The organism is Gilliamella sp. GillExp13, assembly GCF_001690815.1.
GTDB classification, from domain to species: Bacteria; Pseudomonadota; Gammaproteobacteria; order Enterobacterales; family Orbaceae; genus Gilliamella; species Gilliamella bombi.
This window is the reverse complement of sequence record NZ_LZHJ01000001.1, coordinates 12,645-38,650: the sequence shown is the minus strand read 5'-3', so window position 1 is coordinate 38,650 and position 26,006 is coordinate 12,645. Positions and strand designations below refer to the sequence as shown.

General features: G+C 37.6%; 42 protein-coding genes. 11 read left to right on the top strand and 31 right to left on the bottom strand.

The genetic code is table 11. The annotated features are described in order from the left end of the window. Together A9G37_RS00285 and A9G37_RS13120 are read left to right on the top strand one after the other, a co-directional pair. Positions 1 to 272: IS30 family transposase (locus tag A9G37_RS00285; RefSeq protein ID WP_141670973.1), on the top strand; the 272-nt coding region annotated here is incomplete at its 5' end. A 116-nt stretch (positions 273 to 388) separates the two neighbouring features. After that, the gene (locus A9G37_RS13120; RefSeq protein WP_255306833.1) at positions 389 to 520 is read left to right on the top strand and encodes a hypothetical protein; all 132 of its coding nucleotides are present in this window, start codon (positions 389 to 391) and stop codon (positions 518 to 520) included. Positions 521 to 633: 113 nt separating this feature from the next. Here A9G37_RS13120 and pepP read toward each other — a convergent pair whose 3' ends face one another. Both pepP and A9G37_RS00275 read right to left on the bottom strand, forming a co-directional pair. Continuing rightward, a complete protein-coding gene (gene pepP / locus A9G37_RS00280; RefSeq protein WP_065574265.1) occupies positions 634 to 1,950 on the bottom strand; it encodes a Xaa-Pro aminopeptidase in 1,317 nt (438 codons plus the stop codon). Positions 1,951 to 1,983: 33 nt separating this feature from the next. Then, positions 1,984 to 2,535: a UPF0149 family protein gene (locus tag A9G37_RS00275; protein WP_065574264.1), complete on the bottom strand. Its 552-nt coding sequence runs from the start codon at positions 2,533 to 2,535 to the stop codon at positions 1,984 to 1,986. Positions 2,536 to 2,679: 144 nt separating this feature from the next. Here A9G37_RS00275 and A9G37_RS00270 point away from each other — a divergent pair, with 144 nt between their 5' ends. The 4 genes from A9G37_RS00270 to crr all read left to right on the top strand — a co-directional run bounded on the left by A9G37_RS00270 (position 2,680) and on the right by crr (position 5,697). Continuing rightward, positions 2,680 to 3,012, top strand: coding sequence for a hypothetical protein (locus A9G37_RS00270; protein ID WP_065574263.1), 333 nt, complete (start codon positions 2,680 to 2,682; stop codon positions 3,010 to 3,012). A gap of 134 nt (positions 3,013 to 3,146) precedes the next feature. Next, a complete protein-coding gene (gene ptsH, locus A9G37_RS00265; protein WP_034911114.1) occupies positions 3,147 to 3,404 on the top strand; it encodes a phosphocarrier protein Hpr in 258 nt (85 codons plus the stop codon). A gap of 52 nt (positions 3,405 to 3,456) precedes the next feature. Then, a complete protein-coding gene (ptsI, locus tag A9G37_RS00260; RefSeq protein WP_065574262.1) occupies positions 3,457 to 5,184 on the top strand; it encodes a phosphoenolpyruvate-protein phosphotransferase PtsI in 1,728 nt (575 codons plus the stop codon). 9 nt (positions 5,185 to 5,193) lie between these two features. Then, positions 5,194 to 5,697 (top strand): PTS glucose transporter subunit IIA, encoded by a 504-nt coding sequence (crr, locus tag A9G37_RS00255; RefSeq protein WP_065574261.1) that lies wholly within the window; start codon positions 5,194 to 5,196, stop codon positions 5,695 to 5,697. 78 nt (positions 5,698 to 5,775) lie between these two features. Here crr and pgi read toward each other — a convergent pair whose 3' ends face one another. Continuing rightward, positions 5,776 to 7,425 (bottom strand): glucose-6-phosphate isomerase, encoded by a 1,650-nt coding sequence (pgi, locus tag A9G37_RS00250; RefSeq protein WP_065574260.1) that lies wholly within the window; start codon positions 7,423 to 7,425, stop codon positions 5,776 to 5,778. 310 nt (positions 7,426 to 7,735) lie between these two features. Here pgi and fmt point away from each other — a divergent pair, with 310 nt between their 5' ends. Beyond that, a complete protein-coding gene (gene fmt / locus A9G37_RS00245) occupies positions 7,736 to 8,698 on the top strand; it encodes a methionyl-tRNA formyltransferase (RefSeq protein WP_065574259.1) in 963 nt (320 codons plus the stop codon). Positions 8,699 to 8,739: 41 nt separating this feature from the next. On the opposite strand, the gene tehB is transcribed toward fmt, so the two are convergent. Then, a complete protein-coding gene (gene tehB / locus A9G37_RS00240) occupies positions 8,740 to 9,600 on the bottom strand; it encodes an SAM-dependent methyltransferase TehB (RefSeq protein ID WP_065574258.1) in 861 nt (286 codons plus the stop codon). A gap of 190 nt (positions 9,601 to 9,790) precedes the next feature. On the opposite strand from tehB, the gene fabI reads away from it, so the two are divergent. The 4 genes from fabI to A9G37_RS00220 all read left to right on the top strand — a co-directional run bounded on the left by fabI (position 9,791) and on the right by A9G37_RS00220 (position 12,430). After that, entirely contained in the window at positions 9,791 to 10,579 is a 789-nt protein-coding gene (gene fabI / locus A9G37_RS00235) for an enoyl-ACP reductase FabI (protein WP_034911124.1), read from the top strand. A gap of 168 nt (positions 10,580 to 10,747) precedes the next feature. Next, positions 10,748 to 11,323, top strand: a complete 576-nt coding sequence (slyD, locus tag A9G37_RS00230; protein WP_065574257.1) for a peptidylprolyl isomerase — start codon at positions 10,748 to 10,750, stop codon at positions 11,321 to 11,323. A 177-nt stretch (positions 11,324 to 11,500) separates the two neighbouring features. Next, positions 11,501 to 12,172: a RadC family protein gene (gene radC / locus A9G37_RS00225; RefSeq protein WP_065574256.1), complete on the top strand. Its 672-nt coding sequence runs from the start codon at positions 11,501 to 11,503 to the stop codon at positions 12,170 to 12,172. A 54-nt stretch (positions 12,173 to 12,226) separates the two neighbouring features. Beyond that, entirely contained in the window at positions 12,227 to 12,430 is a 204-nt protein-coding gene (locus A9G37_RS00220; protein WP_034911129.1) for a SlyX family protein, read from the top strand. A gap of 172 nt (positions 12,431 to 12,602) precedes the next feature. Here the strand turns inward: A9G37_RS00220 and rplQ are convergent, their stop codons facing one another. From rplQ to rplC, 27 genes are all read right to left on the bottom strand, one after another. Continuing rightward, entirely contained in the window at positions 12,603 to 12,989 is a 387-nt protein-coding gene (rplQ, locus tag A9G37_RS00215) for a 50S ribosomal protein L17 (protein ID WP_034911131.1), read from the bottom strand. Positions 12,990 to 13,018: 29 nt separating this feature from the next. After that, entirely contained in the window at positions 13,019 to 14,008 is a 990-nt protein-coding gene (locus tag A9G37_RS00210) for a DNA-directed RNA polymerase subunit alpha (RefSeq protein WP_065574255.1), read from the bottom strand. A 25-nt stretch (positions 14,009 to 14,033) separates the two neighbouring features. Continuing rightward, the gene (gene rpsD / locus A9G37_RS00205) at positions 14,034 to 14,654 is read right to left on the bottom strand and encodes a 30S ribosomal protein S4 (protein ID WP_034911134.1); all 621 of its coding nucleotides are present in this window, start codon (positions 14,652 to 14,654) and stop codon (positions 14,034 to 14,036) included. 41 nt (positions 14,655 to 14,695) lie between these two features. Next, on the bottom strand, positions 14,696 to 15,085 hold the full coding sequence (gene rpsK / locus A9G37_RS00200; RefSeq protein WP_025314405.1) for a 30S ribosomal protein S11: 390 nt from the start codon (positions 15,083 to 15,085) through the stop codon (positions 14,696 to 14,698). Positions 15,086 to 15,100: 15 nt separating this feature from the next. Continuing rightward, entirely contained in the window at positions 15,101 to 15,457 is a 357-nt protein-coding gene (gene rpsM / locus A9G37_RS00195; RefSeq protein WP_025314404.1) for a 30S ribosomal protein S13, read from the bottom strand. 169 nt (positions 15,458 to 15,626) lie between these two features. Beyond that, positions 15,627 to 15,740 carry a 50S ribosomal protein L36 gene (gene rpmJ, locus A9G37_RS00190; RefSeq protein WP_025314403.1) on the bottom strand — a complete coding sequence of 38 codons (114 nt, stop codon included), beginning with the start codon at positions 15,738 to 15,740 and terminating at the stop codon, positions 15,627 to 15,629. A 26-nt stretch (positions 15,741 to 15,766) separates the two neighbouring features. Then, positions 15,767 to 17,107: a preprotein translocase subunit SecY gene (gene secY, locus A9G37_RS00185; RefSeq protein ID WP_065574254.1), complete on the bottom strand. Its 1,341-nt coding sequence runs from the start codon at positions 17,105 to 17,107 to the stop codon at positions 15,767 to 15,769. An 8-nt stretch (positions 17,108 to 17,115) separates the two neighbouring features. Next, positions 17,116 to 17,550 carry a 50S ribosomal protein L15 gene (gene rplO / locus A9G37_RS00180; RefSeq protein ID WP_065574253.1) on the bottom strand — a complete coding sequence of 145 codons (435 nt, stop codon included), beginning with the start codon at positions 17,548 to 17,550 and terminating at the stop codon, positions 17,116 to 17,118. A 5-nt stretch (positions 17,551 to 17,555) separates the two neighbouring features. Next, positions 17,556 to 17,735 carry a 50S ribosomal protein L30 gene (gene rpmD, locus A9G37_RS00175; protein WP_025314400.1) on the bottom strand — a complete coding sequence of 60 codons (180 nt, stop codon included), beginning with the start codon at positions 17,733 to 17,735 and terminating at the stop codon, positions 17,556 to 17,558. Positions 17,736 to 17,741: 6 nt separating this feature from the next. Further along, on the bottom strand, positions 17,742 to 18,242 hold the full coding sequence (rpsE, locus tag A9G37_RS00170) for a 30S ribosomal protein S5 (protein ID WP_034911141.1): 501 nt from the start codon (positions 18,240 to 18,242) through the stop codon (positions 17,742 to 17,744). 14 nt (positions 18,243 to 18,256) lie between these two features. Beyond that, entirely contained in the window at positions 18,257 to 18,610 is a 354-nt protein-coding gene (gene rplR / locus A9G37_RS00165; RefSeq protein WP_025314398.1) for a 50S ribosomal protein L18, read from the bottom strand. 9 nt (positions 18,611 to 18,619) lie between these two features. Beyond that, entirely contained in the window at positions 18,620 to 19,153 is a 534-nt protein-coding gene (gene rplF / locus A9G37_RS00160; protein ID WP_034911144.1) for a 50S ribosomal protein L6, read from the bottom strand. An 11-nt stretch (positions 19,154 to 19,164) separates the two neighbouring features. Next, the gene (rpsH, locus tag A9G37_RS00155) at positions 19,165 to 19,557 is read right to left on the bottom strand and encodes a 30S ribosomal protein S8 (RefSeq protein WP_034911147.1); all 393 of its coding nucleotides are present in this window, start codon (positions 19,555 to 19,557) and stop codon (positions 19,165 to 19,167) included. 17 nt (positions 19,558 to 19,574) lie between these two features. Continuing rightward, positions 19,575 to 19,880 (bottom strand): 30S ribosomal protein S14, encoded by a 306-nt coding sequence (gene rpsN / locus A9G37_RS00150; RefSeq protein WP_025314395.1) that lies wholly within the window; start codon positions 19,878 to 19,880, stop codon positions 19,575 to 19,577. Positions 19,881 to 19,891: 11 nt separating this feature from the next. Continuing rightward, complete coding sequence (gene rplE, locus A9G37_RS00145) at positions 19,892 to 20,431, bottom strand: 50S ribosomal protein L5 (RefSeq protein WP_025314394.1); 540 nt, start codon at positions 20,429 to 20,431, stop codon at positions 19,892 to 19,894. Positions 20,432 to 20,448: 17 nt separating this feature from the next. Next, a complete protein-coding gene (gene rplX / locus A9G37_RS00140) occupies positions 20,449 to 20,763 on the bottom strand; it encodes a 50S ribosomal protein L24 (RefSeq protein WP_034911150.1) in 315 nt (104 codons plus the stop codon). Positions 20,764 to 20,773: 10 nt separating this feature from the next. Further along, positions 20,774 to 21,145, bottom strand: coding sequence for a 50S ribosomal protein L14 (rplN, locus tag A9G37_RS00135; protein ID WP_025314392.1), 372 nt, complete (start codon positions 21,143 to 21,145; stop codon positions 20,774 to 20,776). Positions 21,146 to 21,340: 195 nt separating this feature from the next. Further along, positions 21,341 to 21,601: a 30S ribosomal protein S17 gene (rpsQ, locus tag A9G37_RS00130; RefSeq protein WP_034911151.1), complete on the bottom strand. Its 261-nt coding sequence runs from the start codon at positions 21,599 to 21,601 to the stop codon at positions 21,341 to 21,343. A gap of 1 nt (position 21,602) precedes the next feature. Further along, entirely contained in the window at positions 21,603 to 21,794 is a 192-nt protein-coding gene (rpmC, locus tag A9G37_RS00125; RefSeq protein ID WP_034902373.1) for a 50S ribosomal protein L29, read from the bottom strand. Beyond that, positions 21,795 to 22,205 carry a 50S ribosomal protein L16 gene (rplP, locus tag A9G37_RS00120; RefSeq protein ID WP_034911153.1) on the bottom strand — a complete coding sequence of 137 codons (411 nt, stop codon included), beginning with the start codon at positions 22,203 to 22,205 and terminating at the stop codon, positions 21,795 to 21,797. 12 nt (positions 22,206 to 22,217) lie between these two features. Then, positions 22,218 to 22,955 (bottom strand): 30S ribosomal protein S3, encoded by a 738-nt coding sequence (gene rpsC, locus A9G37_RS00115; RefSeq protein ID WP_065561018.1) that lies wholly within the window; start codon positions 22,953 to 22,955, stop codon positions 22,218 to 22,220. A gap of 14 nt (positions 22,956 to 22,969) precedes the next feature. Then, a complete protein-coding gene (gene rplV, locus A9G37_RS00110) occupies positions 22,970 to 23,302 on the bottom strand; it encodes a 50S ribosomal protein L22 (RefSeq protein WP_034947997.1) in 333 nt (110 codons plus the stop codon). 13 nt (positions 23,303 to 23,315) lie between these two features. Next, positions 23,316 to 23,594, bottom strand: coding sequence for a 30S ribosomal protein S19 (gene rpsS / locus A9G37_RS00105; RefSeq protein WP_024496505.1), 279 nt, complete (start codon positions 23,592 to 23,594; stop codon positions 23,316 to 23,318). A 19-nt stretch (positions 23,595 to 23,613) separates the two neighbouring features. Further along, positions 23,614 to 24,438, bottom strand: a complete 825-nt coding sequence (rplB, locus tag A9G37_RS00100) for a 50S ribosomal protein L2 (protein ID WP_065574252.1) — start codon at positions 24,436 to 24,438, stop codon at positions 23,614 to 23,616. Between the two features lie 18 nt (positions 24,439 to 24,456). Continuing rightward, entirely contained in the window at positions 24,457 to 24,759 is a 303-nt protein-coding gene (gene rplW, locus A9G37_RS00095) for a 50S ribosomal protein L23 (protein ID WP_034885052.1), read from the bottom strand. Continuing rightward, on the bottom strand, positions 24,756 to 25,358 hold the full coding sequence (rplD, locus tag A9G37_RS00090; RefSeq protein WP_065574251.1) for a 50S ribosomal protein L4: 603 nt from the start codon (positions 25,356 to 25,358) through the stop codon (positions 24,756 to 24,758). The genes rplW and rplD overlap by 4 nt, the downstream gene beginning before the upstream one ends. A gap of 16 nt (positions 25,359 to 25,374) precedes the next feature. Next, positions 25,375 to 26,001 carry a 50S ribosomal protein L3 gene (gene rplC / locus A9G37_RS00085; RefSeq protein WP_034911162.1) on the bottom strand — a complete coding sequence of 209 codons (627 nt, stop codon included), beginning with the start codon at positions 25,999 to 26,001 and terminating at the stop codon, positions 25,375 to 25,377. Positions 26,002 to 26,006: the final 5 nt, after the last annotated feature.

The following is a 26,006-nucleotide window of genomic DNA, read 5'->3' as shown; positions in this document are numbered from 1 at the left end:
ATTATCATCATGCTATTGAGTATTATTTAAACACCACCGTGTACTTTGCGGAGCCTTATAAAAGCTGGCAAAGAGGCACAAATGAAAACACCAATGGCTTAATACGTCAGTTTATACCTAAGTCAGCGGCCATTTCATTAGTTGACGACAAACAGATAAAGAAAATACAATATCTATTGAACACACGCCCAAGAAAACGGCATAAGTTTAAAAGCCCTGCCGATTTTTATTCTAAGGAGTTAAGAAGAATTGCACTTCATGGTGTAATCTAGGTTTCGAAATTAGCATATATTAAAAAAATCAATTACATAAAAATTTAAAAGGTCGTAAAAACGTAAACAGTTTACTTTTTTCTGGTACATGGGAAGAATTTTGTCAGTTATTGGGAATGTCACGAGTTAAAGTTGATGATGATATTGCTAATCTAAGGATATTAGGAGAAGAAGCCCTTGAATCTATGTCACGCATGGGCATAGGCTACCGTGAGCTATACCAATATCACAAGGGCGAAATTTTTTAGGCAATTTTTTATTTCATATTTTGTAACACTTTTTCAAAAAACAATTTCATTATTTCCCTGTTTATTTTGTTATATCCCATTTATCTCATCATTCTGTTATTATTTATCATGTTCTATTTCAATTTATTTTCCATTAATTTTTCAATCTCGGCTGGGTCTTTTGGAACATCACCTGTCAGAACTTCATTTCCTGTGTCAGTAATTAAAATGTTATCTTCGATCCGAATACCGATACCTTTATATTGTGCTGGTACATCTGATTCTTGATTAATATAAAGCCCTGGTTCAACGGTCAATACCATTCCTGACTCTAAAATTCGATCTCGTCCACTACCAACATCATGCACATCAATACCTAACCAATGGCCTAAACCATGCATGTAATATTGTGTATAAGCTTTATTAGCAATTAAGCTATCAACATCACCTTGCATAATCCCGAGTTTTACTAAACCTTCTACCATCGTTCTTACAACTTGATTATTGACTTCCATAATTGAAGTGCCCGGTTTAAACAATTTAATGGCTTGATATTGTGATGTTAAAACGATGTTATAAATTTCAAGTTGAGCTTGGCTAAATTTGCCATTGATAGGAAAAGTGCGAGTTATATCGCCTGCATAGTACTGATATTCACAACCCGCATCAATTAAAACTAAATCGCCATCTTTTAACTGCTGACTATTATTTTCATAATGCAGTATACATCCATTATTACCACTACCAACAATGGTGTTATAAGATGGTGCTCGTGCACCATGCCACGCAAATTCATGCAAGATTTCAGCTTCTAGTTGATATTCATACATATTTGGTTTACATTTTTGCATTGCTCTAACGTGAGATTGAGCGCTGATTTTGCAAGCCTTGCGCAATATTTTGATTTCAAAATCTGATTTAAACATGCGCATTTGATGAACTATCGGTCGCCAATCGATCGTGCTGTTTGGTGCATAAAGATTTAATCTACTCCCTTGTCGCAGAGTATTCATTGTGCGATCTACGATTCTATCGGCATATTGATACTGTTGGTCAGCATGGTAAACCGCCGTTTTGCCATTTAATAAATCAGGTAATACTTTTTCAATCTCATCAAATGTATAAGCTTCATCAACAAAAACCGTCTTTAATGCGGCATCTTGACCTAAACGGTAACCAGTCCAAGTCTCTGCTAGCGTATCTTTTGGGCGATTAAATAATATGTATTTAGTTGTATTATCTTTTTGTTTAACTACTGCAAATACCGCTTCTGGTTCAGAAAAAAGTGTAAAATACCAAAAGTCGCTATTTTGTCGATATGGGTAATGGGTGTCATTACTCCTCGTCATTTCTGGAGCAGCAAAAAAAAGTGCGACACTATTTGGTATCATTTGAGCTAGTAATTTTTCTCGACGTGCAAAAAGTTCTGTTTCGATATCAGTATTTATCATTGTGATGCCCCTGAAGATGTAATGTTATTAATATTAATGGATTGTTGGGGGTGTGTCAGCCTCATTAAATTCGTTAAATTCATCAAAACATAGCATAGAAGTTATGCGAACATACTCTTTTATCTCTTCAAAAGCAAAACCAAGCTCTTGTTGATCTTCATTTTCATCATAACCTAGTTTAACAATTTGACGTAGGTCATAAATGGCTTCACCAACATCACCTTTGATGTGGTTAATTTTAGGTTGCACAAGTCCAATACCAAGTAAGAAATGATTTACCCAACCAACTAGATCATCCAGTTGTGTATATAAATCTTTGTCGCTAAGCAATAACTGAAAGCTGAAATCTTCCTCAAAAAATTGCTGTTTGATAAGCGCATAAAGTTGGCTAATTTTTTCATCTAATGATGTTGGCATTTTTTGACCATTGTTTAACATATCCTCAACTAATGGACGCCAGCTCTCGTCATTGTTACCACCAGCTAATATGCCTGAAAGAAAACCATGTAACTCAGCAGCGGTAATGCCTATTTTATTTTGGATTAATTGGTGATTAAATTCGTCGTAATTAATAGTATCTGACATAAACTTCCCCTAATATTATTACATCAAGAAAAATGCACTCTGCACTTTCTTCGATTATTAGTATATAATTTGCATCTAATTATAAATCATAAACAGATTGCTTTGCTTTATAAAGGAATTATTTTGAACATTATAGGATTTATTATGAAATTTCCTCTGCAATTATTATTTTTTGCAGGATTAACATTATCATTAACCTCCTGTAGTTCGTTTTTATCGAATAAAGGCGTAATTGTCCTTGATGTGCAAGATAAAATACATACCTATGTAACCAGTCAAGACTTACCTAAATCTTATAAATTGGGTAATAGTGAGCAAGAATTACAGCGATTCGAGTCTTTCTGTAGAGATGAGATCCGTGCATCACAACTTGATGGTAGTGAAGAAATCGTTTTTGAGAATATTAAACATGGAATCCATGGGCAGGTAGAATTTAAAAAATGTAGTGATAAAGTCACTCGTATCTACCGATACTGATAAAGTACGGTTATCTTAATATGATAGCTAGTACAACTGACTTAATATAAAAGATCGATGAAATCTTACTAGCCTTTCAGGCAGTTTTTCTTTATATTGGTCGGTGAAACAAAATATTTTGGGAGTAAAATAATATGTATAAACAAGATGTAACTATTACTGCATCTAACGGTCTTCATACCCGCCCTGCTGCACAATTTGTTAAAGAAGCAAAGAACTTTAATGCAGAAATTACTGTCACATCTAATGGTAAAAGTGCGAGTGCTAAAAGTCTGTTTAAGTTACAAACATTAGGTTTATCACAAGGCACAACTATTACCATTTCTGCCGAAGGTGAAGACGAAAAAGAAGCTGTTGCTCATTTAGTAAAATTAATTCCTGAGTTGGAATAATAACTCCCGATTAGCTATGAACGGTTTTAAAATAGAATAAGGATTAAATGTTATGGTATCAGGTACACTTGTTTCCCCCGGTATCGCTTTTGCAAAAGCGCTATTATTAAAAGAAGAGCCTATTGTTATTAGTAATAGGCAAATTCTTGATAACAAGATTGAGGCTGAAATTGAGCGCTTCAAGGAAGCTCGCCAAAAATCAAGTAAACAGCTACATACGATTATGGAACGAGCAAAATCCACATTAGGCGAAGATAAAGCGGCCATTTTTGAAGGGCATATTATGCTTCTTGAAGATGAGGATCTTGAACAAGAAGTTATTTCTCGCATTCAAAGTAAACATTCAACCGCTGATGCCGCTGTTCAATCTGTATTTGAAACTCAAGCTAAAGAATTAGAAAATCTAGATGATGAATATCTAAAAGAACGTGCCGCAGATATTCGTGATATTGGTAAACGTTTACTCAAAAATATTTTAGGTATTGAAATTGTTGACTTGAGTGCTATTAGCCAACCATGTATTTTAGTTGCAACCGATTTAACACCTTCTGAAACAGCTCAGCTAAACTTGGATATGGTGCTAGGTTTCATTACTGACGCTGGTGGACGCACCTCGCATACTTCAATTATGGCTCGTTCTTTAGAGATCCCAGCTATCGTCGGAACATCTAATGCAACTCAAGCAATCAAACAAGGGGATTTTGTTATTTTGGATGCTATAAATAATGCTATCTATATCAATCCAGATCACACAACGCAAGAAAAATTAAAACAAGTTCAAGCTAAATATATTAGTGATAAAGAAGAGCTAGCTAAATTGAAAGATCTACCTGCTGTAACCCTTGATGGTCACCAAGTAGAGATTTGTGGTAACATCGGTACAGTACGCGATATTGCAGGTGCTGAACGTAACGGTTATGAAGGTGTTGGTCTATATCGCACTGAATTCTTATTTATGGATCGCGAAGCTTATCCTGACGAAGAAGAGCAATTTAAAGCATATAAAGAAGTAGCTGAATCAACCAATGATTTATCGGTAATTGTTCGAACCATGGATATTGGTGGCGACAAGGATGTACCTTATATGCATTTACCAAAAGAAGAGAATCCATTCTTAGGTTGGCGAGCAATTCGAATCTGTTTAGATCGTAAAGAAGTACTTCATGCACAATTACGCGCAATTTTGCGTGCATCAGCATTTGGTAAATTACGCATTATGTTCCCAATGATTATTTCTGTTGAAGAAATCCGAACATTAAAATCCGAAATCAATACTCTTAAAGAACAATTGACTGCTGAAGGAAAATCATTTGATAAAAATATTGAAATCGGTGTAATGATTGAAACTCCAGCAGCCGCTGTGATTGCACATCACTTAGCCAAGGAAGTAGACTTTTTTAGTATCGGTACCAATGACTTAACACAATATACGCTTGCCGTTGACCGTGGTAACGAATTAATTTCTCACCTTTATAATCCGTTTTCGCCTTCAGTGTTAACTCTGATTAAAAATGTTATCGATGCTTCTCATAAAGAAGGTAAATGGACAGGTATGTGTGGAGAGCTTGCTGGTGATGAAAGAGCCACAATCTTATTGCTTGGTATGGGACTTGATGAATTTAGTATGAGTGCAGTATCAATTCCTAAAATCAAAAAATTAATTCGCAATACTAACTATGAAGAAGCGAAAAAATTTGCTGATACTGTATTAGAAAAAGCAACTTCTAAAGAAATCATTGATTTAATTGAAAATTACACTGCTGAAAAGCAAATTTGTTAGGAGGCAATAATGGGTCTATTCGATAAAATTAAGCAATTCGTATCCGATGATAATAAAAACAGCATCGAGATTATTGCTCCATTAAGTGGCGAAATTGTCAAAATCGAAGATGTACCAGATGTGGTTTTTGCTGAAAAAATCGTGGGTGATGGGGTAGCAATTAAACCTTCTGGTAATAAAATTGTCGCTCCATTAAGTGGAAAAATAGGCAAAATTTTCGAAACCAACCACGCTTTTGCTATAGAATCGGATGAGGGCATTGAGCTTTTTGTTCACTTTGGTATTGATACAGTAGAACTAAAAGGTGAAGGCTTCAAACGAGTTGCTGAAGAAGGTCAGCAGGTAAAAGTAGGAGATACTATTATTGAAATTGATTTACCTCTGCTTGAAAGCAAAGCTAAATCCGTATTAACTCCGGTAGTTATTTCTAATATGGAAACCATAATAGAATTAAATAAATTATCGGGTGCTGTCGAAGCAGGTAAAACACCAATAATGCGTGTGAAAAAATAATTTTTTTCATTGTTATAAAAAACCTTCAGTTTTAGCTGAAGGTTTTTTTATGTTATAACTTATCTTTTTTAATAATACTTAACGCCATTTTTTGTATTGGTTGATTAAGCTATTTGTTGAATCATCGTGAGACCTAACTGGTTTATCATCTGCTAATTCAGGTAAAATACGTCCAGCAAGTTGTTTACCAAGTTCTACACCCCATTGATCAAAACTAAATATATTAAGAATAATTCCTTGAGTAAAGATTTTATGCTCATACATCGCAACTAAGGCACCAAGAGCATAAGGTGTAATTTTTTTCACTAATATTGAATTAGTTGGTTTGTTACCTTCAAATACTTTAAATGATACAATAGACTTCACTTCATCAAGATTTTTTCCTGCAGCTATGAACTCTTGCTCGACCTGTTCTTTTGTTTTACCAAAAGCTAAAGCTTCAGTTTGAGCAAAAAAGTTAGATAATAATTTTGGGTGATGATCTCCAACTGGATTATGGCTAATTGCTGGTGCAATAAAATCACAAGGGATGAGTTTAGTACCTTGGTGAATTAATTGATAAAATGCATGTTGACCATTGGTTCCTGGTTCGCCCCAAATAATTGGACCTGTTGTGTAAGGTGTTTTATTACCGTTGCGATCGACACTTTTACCATTTGACTCCATATTTCCTTGTTGGAAATAAGCCGCAAAACGGTGCATGTACTGATCATATGGTAAAATAGCTTCAGTTTCAGCACCACAAAAATTATTGTACCAAATACCAATTAATGCCAGTAACGTTGGGATATTTTTATCAATTGGTGCGCTTTGGAAGTGCTTATCCATCGCATGGCCACCAGCTAGAAATTGTTTGAAGTTATCAAAACCAATTGATAAAACAATCGATAAGCCAATTGCCGACCAAGATGAATAACGTCCACCAACCCAATCCCAAAATTCAAACATATTAGCTATATCAATACCAAATTTTTCAACTTCTTTAGCATTAGTTGAAAGAGCAACAAAGTGCAAAGCAACTACTTTATCATCTTTAGCAGTATCAAGTAACCATGCTCGTGCTGTTTGTGCATTTGTCATAGTTTCTTGAGTGGTAAAAGTTTTGGATGCAACCAAAAATAAAGTGGTTTCAGGATTTAAGCCTTTTAACGCTTCAACGATATGTGTGCCATCTACATTTGATACGAAATGCATGTTCAAGTGGTTTTTGTAAGGTCGTAATGCTTCGGTAATCATTACTGGCCCTAGATCTGAACCACCAATACCAATATTGACCACATCAGTAATGGCTTTACCAGTGTATCCTTTCCATTCACCATTAATGATTTTTTTACTGAATGATTCCATCTTAGCTAAGACAGCGTTAACATCATCCATCACATTCTTACCATCAACATAAATTGGTGTATTTGATACATTACGTAATGCAACATGTAATACAGCTCGATTTTCTGTACGATTAATCTTTTCACCGCTACACATGGCTTTAGTTGCACCAATTAGATCGCATTCATCTGCTAGCTTATAAAGCAATTCTAGCGTTTCTTGCGTTACTCTATTTTTAGACAAATCAACTAAAAACTCATCTTCAAAAGGAATAGTAAGTTTTTCAACGCGTTTCGGTTCTTCTTTCAAAATTTGTGCAATGGTTTTATTGTGGTGTTTTTCGTAACTAGCTTGAAGGGATTTCCAAGATTGGGTTGTTGTTGGATCAATTGATTTTAACATAATTTATTCCTTAAATAATATAGCATTGTAGTCATAATATAACTATGCCTGACATGATGCAAGATAAGGATCTCATCGATTAAAATAATTCGCTAGAAAGCCATAAAGCGTTTTTTCTGAAATCATTTATACCGTTTAATCGTATTATATTAGAGGGATAATTACATAACATAACCTAATGTACATAAATATTATCAGATTTAATACCAACTAAGATGTTTATCATATCTATGAGTGTTTTTGATTAAAGATTCTCACTAAAATTTCGGGTATAATCCAGATAAATTTTTTGATTATGGACATAACGCTTATGCCACATGCAACTAAACCTTTAAATATTATTTTTGCTGGTACACCCGATTTTGCTGCAACTCATTTAAAAGCTCTGATTAACTCACGCCATAATGTAATTGCTGTTTTTACGCAACCAGATCGCCCAGCAGGTCGTGGTAATAAATTAACAGCAAGCCCTGTTAAACAATTAGCTGTTGAGAATAATATTCCTGTTTATCAACCAGCAACGCTTAAATCCGAAAAAAATCAAAAAATCATTGCTGAATTAAATGCTGACATTATGGTTGTTGTTGCTTATGGACTTATTTTGCCACAAACTGTACTTGATATACCTAGATTAGGTTGTTTAAATGTGCATGGTTCATTACTACCACGCTGGCGTGGCGCAGCCCCTATTCAGCGTGCTTGCTGGGCAGGCGATGAAAAAACAGGAATTACCATTATGCAGATGGATGCAGGCCTTGATACGGGTGATATGCTTTATAAGCTTACCTGTCCTATTGAGCAATCCGATACTAGCGCATCACTGTATGAGAAACTCGCAAAACTCGGTCCCCAAGGCTTGCTTGATACATTAGAGTTAATCACTGAAGGAAAAATCCAACCTGAAAAACAAAATGAGACGCAAGCAACCTATGCCGAAAAGCTGTCAAAACAGGAAGCTAAACTTGATTGGAATTTGCCTGCCGTGCAACTTGAGCGTTGCGTTCGGGCTTTTAACCCATGGCCAGTGAGTTATTTTGAGGTTAATGGTGAGCCTGTAAAAGTATGGCAAGCCCATGTGGTAAAAATGGATTCAAAACAGCCGGCTGGCACAATTTTGCAAGCCAATAAAAATGGCATTTGTATTGCAACCAGCAACTGCGCATTGAATATGACACTTTTACAACCTGCAGGAAAAAAACCGATGTCTTCCCAAGATTTGTTAAACTCTCGCAAGGCTTGGTTTACAGTTGGCGAAAAACTAAATACACTTTAATCCAAATATATTAAATTGCAGGATGATATATCCTGTAATTGTTATCGCTTTTTAGCCAATAAGGTGGCAAACCTTAATTTAATTCGGTTTCCATGTACATCTGTTTTATGTAATTGTCCAACATCTTCGTTATATTTTAGTATTTCCCAATCTTGGTAATATTGGTGCAACTCGTTTTCTTTAAAAGTAAATGAAAACCCAACAGAGCAAGGATAATCAGGCGTAGACATGGCGCTGACAATTAAATTATATCCCCCTGATTTGGTCATTTTTTGCATGTTATTAATAATAGCTGGAATTCTTTCGGGTTGTAAAAACATCATGACAACGGTCGAAAGAATAAAATCATATTCGCCCTGTAAATTTGCTTGATTGATATCGTAAACCATTGCATTAATGTGCTTAAGGTTATCATCATTAATAATTTTTTGTAAGTTTCCAATACTGAGTTCTGATTTATCAATAGCGGTAACATCAAAGCCTTGTAACTGCAAGTAGAGTGAATTACGACCTGAACCACAACCTAAATCCAATGCCTTTCCTGTTTGGATAATTTTTGTTGCTCTAAGTACCTCGGAGTGGGTTTTGGTCATTTGGTATTTTTTTTGAGTATAGTCCTCAGGCAAACAGTAAAATACTAACTGGCACTGTAAGTCATCTGATATTTCGGCTATACGGTGCCATTGCTGTGGCAATATAAATGGCGGTTGCTGCTGAGTATCAAAACAATGCTTAGTAATCACTTCGCCTTGTTCGGTTAACATTTCAAAACCAATACTTCCTTTTAAAATTTCTAACTTCGCCCATGTACCAATTTGGGTATTATGCTTTTGACGCAACAACGCAGGTAATGTATCAGCATTCCAAATAGGCAATGTTTTGTAACAAACTAAATTATTCAAATTGATACCTCCTATAAAAAAACAATAGTTGACTATTATAGTAGGATATTAATATGGTAAACAATCATTTATTTTAGACAATAAAATAAAAACCTATCAACGAAAATAAATTTATAGTAGCGAAGTTGGCTTGATCAACATATAATCGTCACCGTCCTAGACTATATAGTGAAAATTAGAGGAATAATTTATGGGATTTTTAACAGGTAAACGTATACTCGTTACTGGTGTTGCAAGTAATCGTTCAATTGCTTACGGTATTGCACAAGCAATGCATCGTGAAGGCGCTGAACTCGCTTTTACTTACCAAAATGATAAATTAAAAACACGCGTTGAAGAGTTTGCCGCTGATTTTGGTTCTAAAATCGTTTTACCTTGCGATGTTGCTCATGATGAAAGCATCTCTGAACTATTTTCTGAACTTGCAAAAACTTGGGATAAATTTGATGGTTTTGTTCATGCTATTGCTTTCGCACCAGGTGATCAGTTAGATGGCGATTATGTTAATGCCGTTACCCGTGAAGGTTTTGCTATTGCTCACGATATTAGCTCTTATAGCTTCGTTGCTATGGCTAAGGCATGTCGTTCAATGCTAAATCCAAATTCAGCATTAGTGACACTTTCTTATCTTGGTGCTGAGCGTGCAATCCCTAACTATAATGTAATGGGACTTGCTAAAGCCTCACTAGAGGCAAATGTGCGTTATATGGCAAATGCTATGGGTCCTGAAGGTGTCCGTGTTAATGCAATTTCAGCAGGTCCTATTCGTACGCTGGCGGCATCGGGTATTAAAGATTTCAAAAAAATGTTATCTCACTGTGAATCAGTAACACCAATCCGTCGCACTGTGACAACCGAAGATGTGGGTAATTCAGCGGCATTTTTATGTTCAGATTTAGCATCAGGTATTACAGGTGAAGTCATTCATGTTGACGGTGGATTTAGCATCGCTGCGATGAATGAATTAGAACTTAAATAAGCTGTTCTCAGTGTGTGTGAAAAAGGCGCTAAACCTTAAATGTTTGCGCCTTTTTTATTTTATTTTTTTGGTAAGTTTTGAACAAAAATATAAAATTTAGAATACTTATACTCTTTTTTCCGTTAAAATCTAATGTAATTTGCTCAATAAAAGTTTGTTGGAGAAAAAATGAAAATAGCAAAAAATACAGTGGTTAGTTTAGCATACCAAGTTCGCACTAAAGACGGTGTTTTAGTTGATGAAGCAACTACGACAGCGCCATTAGAATATTTACATGGCGCAGGTAACTTGCTACAAGATCTTGAGAACGCATTAGATGGTCACCAAATTAGCGACAAATTTGACGTTGAGCTAATTAATGCTTACGGGGATTTTAATGATGCTCTTGTACAAAATGTTCCTCGTGACGTTTTTGTTGGTGTAGATGAACTTGAAGTTGGTATGCGATTTTTTGCTGATACCGAGCATGGTTCTTTACCCGTTGAAATCACCGCTATCGATGGCGATACCATCACTATTGATGGAAACCATATGTTAGCTGGACAAGATTTACAATTTAACGTTGAAGTATTGGCTATTCGTGAGGCTACTGAAGATGAAATTGCTCACGGGCATATTCATGGTGAGCATGGTCATGATCACGGACATGGCGGTTGTGGCTGTGGTGGCCATTCTCATGAAGACGAAGATGATGAAAACACAGGTTGCTGTGGCGGTGGCCATGGTGGTTGCGGTTGTCACTAATTCTTAATTAATTCAAATTAAATTTTAAAAAGCGCTCTATAGCGCTTTTTATTTACTTCTGTTTTGTGTTTTTGCTTAATAAGTTGTGAAACAACTCCCAATATTTTAAATTATCATTTTGCTTTGCTAATTTTTCCTTTAATAATCTCTATTTTACGATTATTGGGATCTGCAACTATGCCTTCACAACCAATAGCATTAATGCCACGTGAGAAGCTTTTAAAATTTGGCGTTGAAGCACTCAGTGATACTGAATTACTTGCTCTCTTTTTACGCACTGGCACTCGAGATTTGCCTGTTTTGGAACTGTCACAAAAGCTATTAAATGAGTTTGGTTCTTTTTATAATTTAATTAATGCAAGCCATAATGATTTTTGCAAGAAGAAAGGATTGGGAACGGCTAAATATACACAATTGAAAGCAGTTGTTGAACTTTCTCATAGATATTTAAAAGTTAAAATGACTACCGATAATTTTTTGACATCGTCATCTTTGACACATCACTATTTAGCTAGTCGATTGGCTAATAAAGATCGTGAAGTTTTTATGGTTATTTTTTTAGATAATCAAAATCGCGTCATAGCATCAGAAGATATGTTTATCGGTACCTATAATTGTGTTGAAGTCCACCCAAGAGAAGTTGTTAGACGAGCATTACAACATAACGCAGCCGTATTGATTCTAGCACATAATCATCCTTCAGGTGTGGCAGAACCTAGTCAGGCAGATCGCCATCTTACACAAAAAATAGAAGAAGTTTGTGAATTGGTTGATATTCGAGTCATAGATCATATTGTTATAGGTAAAGGTGAATATTTCTCTTTTGCAGAGCATGGATGGATTTCGTAACTATTTTTACTTACAATGTAATTTAATCAACTAATCTATATATGAATTTATTTTATGAACCAGCAATTAGAATTACTTGAAACCAAAGTAGCTTTTCAAGAAATCACCATCGAAGAACTTAATCAAATGGTAACTAACCTTCAAGCTGATGTTAGCAAATTAAAAGAACAATTAACGTTATTGTCTCAAAAACTACAGGCAACACAACCTTCAAACATTGCTAATTTATCTGAAGAAACACCACCACCTCACTATTAATTGTATTTATGGGATAAATAACTGTCGTTTAACAATTCATCTATTTGTTAATCTTATCTTGATATCTTTTAAATTTAACTAAACTCAAAGAAAGTTAGCAATTTGAGTTTTCAAATATAATAATAAATAAAAAACCGGCATATAGCCGGTTTTAATACACAATGATTTATTATTATTCAGCTGATGCTACTTCTTCCGCTGCAGGACGATCAACTAATTCAATATAAGCCATTGGAGCATTATCTCCATCACGGAAACCACATTTTAAAATACGTACATAACCGCCAGGACGGGTAGCAAAACGTGGACCTAAATCTGAAAATAATTTTTTAACTGTATCTTTATCACGGATACGAGCAAAAGCCAGACGGCGATTAGCTACGCTATCGCTTTTGGCTAGCGTAATTAACGGTTCAACAACACGACGCAACTCTTTTGCTTTAGGCAATGTAGTTTTGATGATTTCATGTTCAACAAGTGAACTTGTCATGTTACGAAACATTGCTTGACGATGGCTGCTATTTCGGTTCAGTTGACGACCACTTTTACGATGGCGCATAACTTTATCCTTCTTATATAAATTTTATCTTAGTCTTCAACAATACTTGCTGGTGGCCAATTCTCAAGACGCATGCCTAAAGATAAACCACGAGATGCGAGCACGTCCTTAATTTCAGTAAGTGATTTCTTACCAAGATTAGGGGTTTTAAGTAACTCAACTTCGGTACGTTGTACTAAATCACCAATATAATGAACTGCTTCTGCCTTTAAGCAATTAGCAGACCGAACAGTTAATTCCAAATCATCTACTGGACGTAAAAGGATTGGATCAAATTCCGGTTTATCTTCTTTAACTTCTGGTTGACGTACATCGCGTAAATCAACAAAAGCTTCAAGTTGTTCAGCCAAAATAGTTGATGCACGACGAATAGATTCTTCTGGATCGATAGTACCATTAGTTTCCATATCGATAACAAGTTTATCTAAATCCGTACGTTGCTCCACACGAGCAGCATCAACAGAATATGCAATGCGCTCTACAGGGCTATAACATGCGTCAACTAACAGACGACCGATTGGTCGTTCTTCATCTTCTGACTTAACGCGAGCAGAAGCAGGGACATAACCACGTCCTCGTTGTACACGAATACGCATACTAATTAAAGCATTGGCATCAGTAAGATGACAAATCACTAAATCAGGATTAACAATTTCAACATCACCATCGTGAGTGATATCAGATGCTGTTACCGCACCTATGCCCGATTTGTTTAAAGTCAGCATAACATCATCTTTCGTATGTACACGTACTGCTAATTTTTTTAAATTAAGCAGAATATCAAGTACATCTTCTTGAACGCCTTCTTTAGTACTGTACTCATGCAGAACACCGTCAATTTCAACTTCGGTTACTGCATATCCCGGCATAGATGATAATAAAATGCGGCGTAGTGCATTACCTAAAGTATGGCCAAAACCGCGTTCTAGTGGCTCTAAAGTCACTTTAGCATGTGTTTGGCTGTATTGAACAACATCAACTAGGTGAGGTTTTAAAAACTCTGTTACAGAACCCTGCATTATGTCCTCTCTTAAGTGCTAAACTTTACTTAGAGTAAAGTTCGACGATCAAATGTTCGTTGATATCAGCAGATAAATCTGAACGTTCTGGTAAGCGTTTAAATACACCTTCCATTTTGCTAGCATCAACTTCTAACCATGTTGGTTTTTCACGTTGTTCAGCTAGCTCTAAAGCAGCTTTAATACGTGCTTGTTTTTTTGACTTTTCGCGAACACTAATCACATCTTCAGGTGAAACTTGATAAGATGCAATATTCACAACACGACCATTAACAAGAACAGCTTTATGACTAACTAATTGACGAGCTTCAGCACGAGTTGCACCAAATCCCATGCGATAAACAACGTTATCTAAGCGACGTTCTAAAAGACCAAGTAGGTTTTCACCAGTATTGCCTTTAATTCGAGCTGCGCTTTTGTAGTAATTACGGAATTGACGTTCTAAAATTCCATAAATACGTCTAACTTTTTGTTTTTCACGTAACTGAACACCATAATCTGATAAACGCGGTTTACGCGCACCATGTTGTCCAGGAGCTTGTTCTAATTTACATTTACTATCAATCGCTCGGACGCCAGATTTAAGGAATAAATCTGTACCTTCACGGCGACTTAATTTGAGTTTTGGTCCCAAATATCTTGCCATTTTATTTCTCCAATAATCCTAAACATTCAATGTTTAAAAAATTAAACACGACGTTTCTTTGGTGGACGACAACCGTTATGAGGAATCGGAGTAACATCAGTAATGTTAGTGATGCGATAACCCGCTGCATTTAACGCGCGAATTGTTGACTCACGACCAGGACCAGGTCCTTTAACCATAACTTCCAGATTCTTAATTCCGTAATCTTTGACGGCTTCAGCACAACGTTCTGCGGCCACTTGAGCTGCAAAAGGTGTTGATTTACGAGAGCCACGGAAACCAGAACCACCAGCGGTTGCCCAACCTAACGCATTACCTTGACGATCGGTAATAGTTACGATTGTATTGTTGAATGATGCATGAATATGAGCTATACCATCAGAAACTTGCTTTTTTACACGTTTACGTGTACGAACAGGTGTCTTTGCCATTTAATTATACCTCAATTATTTCTTGATTGGCTTACGCGGTCCCTTGCGGGTACGAGCGTTAGTCTTTGTGCGTTGACCGCGAACAGGAAGTCCACGACGGTGACGCATGCCACGATAACAACCAAGGTCTAATAAACGCTTGATACTCATAGTTACTTCACGACGTAAATCGCCTTCAACGGTGAATTTAGCAACTTGTTCACGTAACTTTTCAATCTGATCTTCAGATAGTTCTCTGATCTTAACATGTTCAGGAATACCAGCTTCAGCACAAATTGTCTTAGCACGAGTATTTCCAATACCATAAATTGCTTGTAAAGCAATTACAGCATGTTGTTGATCAGGAATGTTAATGCCTGCTATACGGGCCACTATGCACTCCTTTATTGTTAATGTTTAGCAAATTCACCATACTGAAAAGCCCGTTTTCAGGATACTCAAACAGTGAATTTACAAATAAATCTAGGCTGGCTATTCTAGCCAGCTTTACTATACTTTGGCAAGAAAAATATGCAAAAGCTCAACTTTACAGCTAAATAAATTAACCTTGACGTTGTTTGTGTTTACCTTCAACGCAAATAACACGAACGATTCCATTGCGTTTAATGATTTTACAATTTCTGCATAATTTCTTGACTGAAGCACGAACTTTCATTTTTTTCTCCGTAACTTCTGGCTAACTTATCGGCCATAGCCTTTAAGATTCGCTTTCTTTAACACTGACTCATAACGATTTGGCATCATTAAAGTCTGTACTTGTGCCATAAAATCCATGATTACAACAACAACAATTAATAACGATGTCCCACCAAATTGAACTGGAACCTTCATTGCGCTTGTCATAAACATTGGAACCAAACATACAAAAGTAATGTAGATTGCGCCAATTAGCGTTAAACGAGTCATTACCTTGTCAATATACTTAGATGTTTGTTCACCTGGACGGATACCTGGAATAAATGCACCAGATTTTTTTAGCTGATCTGCTGTTTCTCTTGGGTTAAAAACCAATGCTGTATAGAAGAAACAAAAGAAGATAATCGCCGCCGCAAAAAAGATTATGTATAACGGTTGATCATGATTGAAGTATTGACCGATAAGTACAATAAAATATCTCCATCCTTCACCATCTCCTTGAAACCAAGAAGCCATCATTGATGGTAACATAGCAATTGTCGAGGCAAATATCGCTGGAATAACTCCTGCCATATTAATCTTTAATGGTAAGTGTGTGCTTTGTGCTGCGTAAACACGACGACCTTGTTGTCGTTGCGCATAGTTAACAACAATTCGACGCTGACCACGTTCAACAAATACAACAAAATAAGTTACACCAACCACTAATGCAGCAACAACCAATAATAAAATCGGATGCAATGAACCAGAGCGAGCTTGTTCAATTGTTTCATAAATAGCATGAGGAAGACTTGCCACAATACCAGCAAAGATAATGATAGAAATACCATTACCTACACCTCGTTCGGTAATTTGTTCGCCCAACCACATAAGAAACATAGTGCCAGTAACTAAGCTAACCGATGCAATAAAATAGAAAGAAAATCCTGGATTAATTACAACATGTTCATAACCAGGAATATTTGGTAAACCAGTTGAAATACCAACAGCCTGTACTATTGCTAAAGCAAGTGTGCCATAACGAGTGTACTGACTAATTTTTTTACGACCTGATTCACCTTCTTTCTTCAATTCTGCTAACTTAGGGCTAATTGCCGTTAATAACTGCACGATAATTGATGCGGAAATATAAGGCATTATCCCTAATGCAAAAATTGAAGCACGGCTTAAAGCACCACCAGAGAACATATTGAACATACCAACAATACCATTTGACGATGCTTGTGTTAGTAGGTCCGATAACGCCTTAGTATCAATACCAGGAACCGGAATATAAGAACCAAGACGAAAAACAATAAGCGCTAAAAGCACAAACATCAAGCGTCTTTTAAGCTCACCACTACCGCCTCGTGTACTTTGAAAATCTAATCCTGGTTGCTTTGCCATCTTTCTAATTATTCCTCAATTTTTCCGCCAGCAGCTTCAATTGCAGCTTTAGCACCTTTAGTTACTCGAATACCGCGAATAGTTACTGGTTTGGTTACTTCTCCAGATAACATGATTTTTGCATATTCGATATGTGAATTAATCACATTTGCAACTTTTAAGCTATTTAGGTCAACAATATCGCCTTGGACTTTCATTAAATCTGAAAGGCGAACTTGAGCTGTAACTTTAGCCTTACGTGAGGTAAAACCAAATTTTGGTAAACGACGATATAAAGGCATTTGACCACCTTCAAAGCCGCGACGAACGCCACCACCTGAACGAGATTTTTGACCTTTAATACCACGAGTACCAGTTTTACCTAATCCTGAACCGATTCCTCGACCCAGACGTTTTGGTGCATGCTTTGAACCTTCAGCAGGAGATAAAGTATTTAAACGCATTACTATTACTCCTCTACTTTAACCATGTAATAAACTTGGTTTACCATACCACGAATTGCAGGAGTATCCTCACGCTCAACAGTATGACCAATACGACGTAATCCTAGACCTACTAATGTCGCTTTATGCTTAGGCAGACGACCTATAGAACTACGAGTTTGTGTAATTTTAATTGTTTTTGCCATGGTTAATTACCCCAAAATTTCTTCGACGGTTTTACCACGTTTAGCAGCAACCATTTCTGGTGATTTCATACTTTCTAAGCCATCAATAGTTGCACGAACCACATTAATTGGGTTAGTAGAACCATATGCTTTAGCTAGAACGTTACGAACTCCAGCAACTTCTAAAACTGCACGCATCGCACCACCGGCGATAATACCAGTACCTTCGGATGCTGGTTGCATATAAACACGAGATCCTGTGTGAGCACCTTTAACAGGATGCTGTAAAGTATCGTTATTTAAAGCAACATTAATCATATTGCGACGTGCTTTTTCCATTGCTTTTTGGATTGCTGCTGGCACTTCACGTGCTTTACCATATCCAAAACCTACGCGGCCATTACCGTCACCAACAACTGTTAGTGCAGAAAAACTAAAAATACGACCACCTTTTACGGTTTTAGAAACTCGGTTAACTGCGATTAGTTTTTCCTGCAGTTCACCAGCTTGTTTTTCGATGTTTGACATCTTTAACTCCTACCTTAGAACTGTAGGCCAGCTTCGCGAGCAGCATCTGCTAGCGCCTGAACTCGACCATGATATTGGAAACCTGAACGATCAAATGAAACTTCTTTGATATCTTTTGCTAACGCACGTTCAGCAATTGCTTTACCAACTGCTGCAGCAGCGTCTTTGTTTCCTGTGTATTTTAAACTTTCACTGATAGCTTTTTCTAATGTAGAAGCGGCTGCCAGTACTTCTGATCCGTTTGGTGCGATAATCTGCGCATAAATATGACGCGGAGTGCGGTGAACTACTAAGCGAGTTGCAAGTAGTTCATGCATCTTGCGACGCGCTTTAGTTGCACGACGGATACGAGCTGATTTCTTATCCATAGTGTTACCTTACTTTTTCTTAGCTTCTTTAGTACGCACAACTTCATCTGCGTAACGAACACCTTTACCTTTATAAGGTTCAGGACGACGATAAGCACGGATATCAGCAGCTACTTGCCCGATTAACTGTTTATCAGTACTTTTTAATACGATTTCAGTTTGAGATGGACATTCAGCTGTTACACCTGCAGGTAATTGATGTTCAATTGGATGTGAATATCCTAGAGACAAACTAATTGTATTACCTTTCACTTGTGCACGATAACCGACACCAACTAGCTGAAGTTTTTTAGTAAAACCTTCAGTAACACCAATAACCATTGAATTAATCAAAGCACGTGCAGTTCCAGCTTGAGCCCAAGCATCTGCAAAACCATCACGAGGAGCAAATTTAATTTGTCCTTCTTCTTGATTAATCACAACAGCATTATTTATTGTGCGAGATAATTCGCCATTTTTACCTTTAATCGTAATTACCTGACCATTGAGTTTTACCTCTACGCCAGCAGGAACAACGACAGGTGCTTTTGCAACACGAGACATTCTTTTCTCCCTTACGCTACGTAGCAGATAATTTCACCACCAAGACCTGCTTGGCGTGCTGCACGATCAGTCATAACACCTTTAGAAGTAGAAACAACTGCGATACCTAATCCTGCCATAACTTTCGGCAATTCATCTTTACGTTTATAAATACGTAAACCTGGACGGCTAACACGTTTGATACTTTCTACAACAGCTTTACCTTGAAAATATTTTAAAGTAATTTCCAGTTCTGGCTTAGTGTCACCAACAACTTTAAAGTCCCCAATATAACCTTCTTCTTTTAGCACATTGGCAATTGCCACTTTTAGCTTAGAGGAAGGCATGGTGACTGCAACTTTATTCGCAGATTGACCATTACGAATACGGGTCAACATATCTGCTATAGGATCTTGCATGCTCATCTATAACACTCCCCTGATTACCAACTTGCCTTTTTAAGACCAGGAATCTCACCACGCATGGCTGACTCACGAACCTTAATACGGCTTAAACCAAACTTACGAAGGACGCCATGAGGACGACCAGTTTGACGACAACGACGACGTTGACGTGATGGACTAGAATCACGAGGAAGCGTTTGCAATTTAAGCACTGCATTCCAACGATCTTCATCTGATGCATTAAGATCAGAGATAATCGCTTTTAATTCTTGACGCTTTGCAAAATATTTCTCTGCTAGCTTTACGCGTTTCTTATCGCGTTCAATCATTGATTGTTTAGCCATTATGCCCTACCTTACTTACGAAATGGGAAGTTAAAGGCAGATAATAAAGCTCGGCCTTCTTCATCTGATTGTGCAGTAGTGGTGATAGTAATATCTAAACCACGAACACGATCAACTTTGTCATAATCGATTTCAGGGAAAACGATTTGCTCACGAACACCCATGCTATAGTTACCACGACCATCAAAAGATTTTGCACTTAAACCGCGAAAATCTCGAGTACGAGGAAGGGCAATATAAACTAGACGCTCAAAAAATTCCCACATACGTTCGCCACGTAAAGTGACTTTACAACCAATAGGATACCCTTGACGGATTTTAAAACCAGCAACTGATTTGCGTGCTTTAGTGACTAGTGGTTTTTGACCACTGATTGCAGCTAAATCTGCAACAGCATTATCTAATAATTTCTTATCAGTAATTGCTTCACCCACACCCATATTCAAGGTGATCTTTTCGATCCGAGGGACTTGCATGACAGATTTGTAGCCAAACTGTTCTTGCAGTTTATTTACTACCTGTGCTTTGTAGTAATCATGCAGTTTCGCCATCGTACACTCCAAATTACTTAATTGATTAATTCATTAGTAGACTTATAAAAACGGACTTTTTTACCGTCTTCAATACGAAAGCCTACGCGATCTGCTTTGCCAGTAGATGGATTAAAAATTGCCACATTAGAAACATTGATAGCTGCTTCTTTTTCAACAATTCCACCTTCTTGATTTAATGCTGGTACTGGTTTTTGATGTTTTTTCACCAAATTGATACCTTCAACAATCACTTTACCTGTGGACAAAACACTCTTAACTTTACCGCGTTTACCTTTATCTTTGCCAGTTAACACGATAACTTCATCTTCTCGACGGATTTTCGCTGCCATTACCCGCTCCTTACAGTACTTCTGGTGCTAATGAAATGATCTTCATAAACTTCTCAGAGCGAAGTTCACGAGTGACCGGTCCAAAAATACGCGTACCAATCGGTTGCTCACTGTTATTATTTAAAATAACACAAGCGTTACGATCGAAACGAATGACAGATCCATCAGGGCGACGAACACCTTTTCTAGTGCGCACAACAACAGCTTTAAGTACATCACCTTTTTTAACTTTACCACGCGGAATGGCTTCTTTAATGGTAACTTTGATGATATCGCCTACAGCTGCATAACGACGGTGCGATCCACCGAGAACCTTGATACACATTACGCTACGTGCGCCAGAGTTATCGGCAACATCTAGCCTAGTCTGTTCTTGGATCATTTTAATGCTCCGTATAAATTAATTATTGTCTAATCTACCTTCATCCACTTCAACTACCATGGATAAGAATAGACAACCAAAAACCCACTTACGTGAGTGGTGCATAGTATAACACCACTCAAATAAAATGGATAGCATAAAATAAACGGCCGTTGAGCCGTTTATTATATTATGTACAGTTTTCAATCAAAAAAATTAAATAACTGCTTTTTCAACGATTCGAACAAGAGTCCAAGATTTGGTTTTTGATAATGGACGACACTCTTTAATTTCAACAGTATCACCAATACCACACTCGTTGTTTTCATCATGTACATGCAATTTAGTCGTACGTTTAATGAACTTACCATATAACGGATGCTTCACTTTACGTTCAATAGCTACAGTAATAGATTTATCCATTTTGTCGCTAATAACACGACCTTGCTGAGTACGAATTTTTACTTCAGTAGTCATATTACGCACCCGCCTTTTCAGTTAATAATGTTTTAACTCGTGCAATATTACGACGCACTTGTTTTAACATATGAGTCTGTGTTAACTGACCTCCAGCTAATTGCATACGTAAGTTAAATTGCTCACGTAATAAATTAAGAAGTTCAGTATTTAACTCTTCAACGCTTTTTTCGCGTAGCTCTTTTGCTTTCATTTACATCACCGTCTTAATCACAAAGGTGGTTTTAATTGGCAGTTTTGCAGCTGCCAACGCAAATGCTTCACGAGCAACTTCTTCCGGTACACCGTCCATTTCATAGAGGACTTTACCAGGTTGAATCTGAGCAACCCAGTATTCAACGTTACCCTTACCTTTACCCATACGCACTGCAAGTGGTTTTTCGGTAATTGGTTTATCAGGGAAAACTCGAATCCAGATTTTACCTTGACGCTTAACTGCACGAGTCATTGCACGACGTGCTGCTTCGATCTGGCGCGCAGTCAAACGACCACGACCTACAGCCTTAAGACCGAATGTACCGAAACTAACATCAGTACTTACAGCAAGACCACGATTGCGGCCCTTGTGCACTTTACGGAATTTTGTACGCTTTGGTTGTAACATCAGCGACGCTCCTTATTGTTTTCGGCCTTTTCGCTGCTTTTTCGGTTGAGCAGCAGGTTGTTTTTCTGCTTGTTCAACGGCAGCCATACCACCAAGGATCTCACCTTTGAAGATCCACACTTTAACACCAATAATACCATAGGTAGTTAATGCTTCAGATAAACCATAGTCAATATCAGCCCGTAATGTATGTAAAGGTACACGACCTTCACGATACCATTCGCTACGAGCAATTTCAGCACCGCCTAAACGACCACTTACTTCGACTTTGATACCTTTAGCACCCGCCTTCATTGCATTTTGAACCGCACGTTTCATAGCTCGACGGAACATAACGCGGCGTTCTAATTGAGAAGTAATGCTATCAGCAACTAATTTAGCATCAAGTTCTGGTTTACGAACTTCAGCAATATTAATTTGTACTGCTACATCACGTTTTTCTCTTTTGTCTTTATATTTATTGACAATAGAAGCTACGGCATTACGTAATTTTTCAACGTCCTCGCCTTTTTTACCTATCACAATACCCGGACGAGCAGTGTGAATAGTAATACGAACGTTAGTTTCTGCTGAACGGTCGATAACAATCTTAGAGATTGACGCTTGAGATAATTCTTTATTTAAGAATTCACGCACTCTAAAATCACTTTCTAAATTATCAGCGAATGTCTTTGTACCCGAATACCATGTAGATGTCCAAGGCTTGACAATGCCTAATCGGATACCATTTGGATTTACTTTTTGACCCATTGCTATTCTCCAGCCTAGCGATCTGAAACGATCACGGTGATGTGACTCGTACGCTTCAAAATTCGATCTGCACGACCTTTCGCACGAGGCATAATACGCTTCATGGTTGGGCCTTCATCTACGAAAATCTTCGCAACTTTTAGATCATCAATATCAGCACCATCGTTATGCTCTGCATTAGCAATAGCAGACTCTAATACTTTTTTAACAAGTACAGCCGCTTTTTTATTGGTGTACGTTAAAATATCTAGTGCCTGAGACACATTCTTACCGCGAACAAGATCTGCAACTAAGCGAACTTTTTGTGCAGAAGAACGAGCGTGGCGATACTTTGCAATTGTTTCCATCTCTTTCTCCTACTTATTTCTTCTTAGCTTTCTTATCAGCCGCGTGGCCGCGATAAGTACGAGTCGGCGCGAATTCACCCAATTTATGACCAACCATTTCGTCGGAAACATAAACTGGAACGTGCTGACGACCATTATGGACAGCGATGGTCAAACCGATCATGTTAGGAAAGATCGTTGAACGACGGGACCAAGTACGAATTGGTTTCTTGTCCCCGCTTTCCACCGCTTTCTCTACCTTCTTCAGCAAGTGTAGGTCAATAAAAGGACCCTTCTTGAGAGAACGTGGCATAGCTAATCCTCTATATTAATTATTTCTTATTGCGACGTCGAACAATATACTTATCAGTACGTTTGTTGCTACGCGTTTTCAATCCTTTGGCTTTTTGACCCCATGGAGACACAGGATGTTTACCAAAGTTACGACCTTCACCACCACCATGTGGATGGTCTACCGGGTTCATTGCTGTACCACGAACAGTAGGACGAACACCACGCCAACGCGTTGCACCCGCTTTACCTAATACGCGAAGCATATGCTCTGAATTACCAACTTCACCAATAGTGGCACGACAATCAGATAATACTTTACGCATTTCACCTGAACGTAGACGTAATGTTACATAAGCACCATCACGCGCAACGATTTGAACATAACTACCAGCAGAGCGAGCAATTTGTCCGCCTTTACCTGGTTTCATTTCAATATTATGCACAGTAGAACCGACTGGGATATTGCGCATTGGTAAACAGTTACCTGTTTTAATTGCTGCATCAACACCAGATTGGATCTGATCACCTGCTTTTAAGCCTTTAGGCGCTAAAATATAACGGCGTTCACCGTCTTTATATAAAACCAATGCAATATTTGCACTACGGTTTGGATCATATTCCAAACGTTCAACAACTGCTGGAATACCATCTTTATTACGCTTAAAGTCAACAATACGATAATGTTGTTTATGACCACCACCAATGTGACGGGTAGTGATACGACCATTATTATTGCGACCACCAGTTTTGCTTATTGAATCAAGCAACGGTGCATAAGGTTTACCTTTATGCAACTCTGGGTTAACCACTTTAACAACGTGGCGACGACCCGGAGATGTAGGTTTACACTTAACAACTGCCATTGTTCTTACTCCTCCGAATTACTCAGCGACGCCAGCAAGGTCTAAATTTTGACCTTCTGCTAAAGTAACGTAAGCTTTTTTCCAGTCGCTACGGCGACCAATTTGTTGACCACGACGTTTAACTTTACCTTTAACAACAAGTGTATTAACGTCATCTACTTTAACTTCAAATAGCTGTTCAACTGCGGCTTTAATCTCTCTCTTAGTAGCATCTTTAGCAACTTTCAATACTAATGTATTTGTTTTTTCCATTGAAATAGATGCTTTCTCAGAAACATGTGGTGCTCGCAGGACTTTAAGCAGACGTTCTTCACGAATCATGCTAACATCTCCTCTACTTGTTTAACGGCATCAACTGTGATAACCACTTTGTCAAATGCAATCAAACTAACTGGATCAATACCTGCCACATCACGCACATCAACTTTATGCAAGTTACGTGCTGCTAAGAAAAGATTTTCATCAACTTCAGAAGCGATAATAAGAACATCATTAAGGTTCATATCGTTTAATTTCTGAGTTAATAATTTAGTCTTAGGTGCTTCAACAGTAAATGTTTCAACCACAACTAAACGTTCTTGACGCACTAATTCAGAGAAAATACTCTTTAATGCACCACGATACATTTTACGGTTAACTTTTTGGCTATGATCTTGTGGTTTTGCTGCAAATGTTACACCACCACTACGCCAGATTGGACTCTTAATTGAACCTGAACGAGCACGACCGGTACCTTTTTGACGCCATGGTTTTTTACCTGAACCAGTGATTTCTGCACGAGTTTTTTGTGCGCGAGAACCTTGACGAGCAGCAGATGCATAAGCAACAACTACTTGATGAACTAACGCTTCATTAAACTCACGTCCGAAGGTAGTTTCGGAAACAGAAAGCGCTTTCGCGTCTTTTACTACTAATTCCATCTCTATCTCCTCGACGTTAAGCCTTGATTGCCGGTTTAACAATTACGTCACTATTGATTGCGCCAGGAACTGCACCCTTAATTAATAAAAGATTACGTTCAGCATCAACACGTACAATATCTAAGTTTTGAACAGTTACACGTTCATTACCTAGGTGACCTGCCATTTTACGACCTTTAAACACTTTACCTGGAGTTTGGTTTTGACCAATAGAACCATGACCACGGTGTGCCAAAGAGTTACCATGAGTAGCATCTTGAGTACGGAAATTCCAACGTTTAGTAACGCCAGCAAAACCTTTACCTTTAGATGTCCCAGTAACATCAACTTTCTTAACGTCAGCGAAGATATCAACGTTAATACTTTGACCTACAGAAAATTCACCTTCTTCAAAACGGAATTCCCATAGACCACGACCAGCTTCAACGCCAGCCTTAGCGAAATGACCTGCTTCAGGTTTGTTTACACGGCTTGCTTTTTTGCTGCCAGTAGTAACCTGAATAGCTTGATAACCATCATTCTCAAGTGTTTTAACTTGAGTAATGCGGTTGCTTTGAACTTCAACTACGGTGACAGGAATAGAAACACCATCTTCAGTGAAGATACGCGTCATTCCTACTTTACGACCGATTAAACCAATCATTGTTT